Annotated in this window: 1 protein-coding gene; it reads left to right on the top strand. The window is 70.9% G+C overall.

Annotated features, from left to right (window positions below; genetic code table 11):
• Window positions 1-798: 798 nt before the first annotated feature.
• The coding region (locus tag ACLD7X_RS17005; RefSeq protein ID WP_411424870.1) for a hypothetical protein at window positions 799-1087 on the top strand (289 nt) is incomplete at its 3' end.

Here is a 1087-nt window from a genome sequence, read left to right as displayed (position 1 = left end):
TTCAGGTTGTACAGCGCAATGATCGGCATCGTCGTCATCCTCACCACGGCGAGGCGCGCGGACGATCACGCACCCCGGAACCCACTACCCCGGAAACCGCGGCGGGCGGTTTCCCTGCACGAACGCCGCCCCGGAAAGGGCGTCGCACCGGCCGGTGACCCGAGTGACGAAGGTTGCGGGGGGCAATTCCCCCTGACGCCCGTGCCCGACCTGACGTCGGCCGCACCAGCGCCTGCTGTCGCGGAGTCCTGTCCGCGGTCGGCAGCACCATTCAATCCGGAACGCCTGCGCGCCCCACACACACCGAGTACAGCCGCCCCCACGGCCGTGTCCCGCAGTCACGGGACCCCCTCTGTCTACCGCCCGTCATGGTTGCGGCAAAGTAAAAAAGTGGCGCAAAAGTGGCGACACCGCGCGGAGGGCGGCGGCGGCCGTGGTGCATCTGTTTCCGATTTTGCACCATTTCCCGGCCCTTTGGCGGCCGATCCTCGTCCTGGACGGCGCGACGGGCCGGTTTGGCGGGCCGTCTGTTTCGGTTCTGGAAACAATGCAGCGCCCGCAACCGCGGCGCGCCTGCGCCGCGGAATGGCCCGCATTCCGCCGCATTCCACGCCCCCGCGTTGCCCGCGCGGCGGCAATCGGCCCGTCCCGGCCCTGCCGTTGCCGACCGGGCGACAGTCGCCCCGACCCGAGCGGCGAATCGGGCGCGGCGATGACGGCACGATTCGCACCCGCGCGGGTTGATCGCCCCCTGCGCCTGCGCTTAGGCTTGCGCCCCTGTCCGCACCGGGGGGATCCATGCTCTGCCGTCTTGCCGCCGCGATGCTCGTGTCGCTCCTGCCCGCCGCGCCCCTGTGGGCGCAGACCGCCAGCGTCATCGACGTCGTGCCCTATGCCGGGTCGCAGGAACGCCGCGGCGACCGCATCGACGAGGCCTTCGGCGAGACACGGCGCGTCATCGGCCTGGCCGAGGGCCGCGTCCTGGACGAACCCTTTCGCGGCCGGATCCTGCTGCGCCGGTTCGAGAACCCGCCCGACCGCTCGACGCTGGAAATCCTGACGAACTACCGCGATGCGCTGCTGGCGC

It is taken from the genome of Aphanothece microscopica RSMan92 (genome assembly GCF_046613545.2).
Lineage (GTDB): Bacteria > Cyanobacteriota > Cyanobacteriia > PCC-6307 > Cyanobiaceae > NIES-981.
This window is presented reverse-complemented; position numbering and strand designations above follow the sequence as displayed.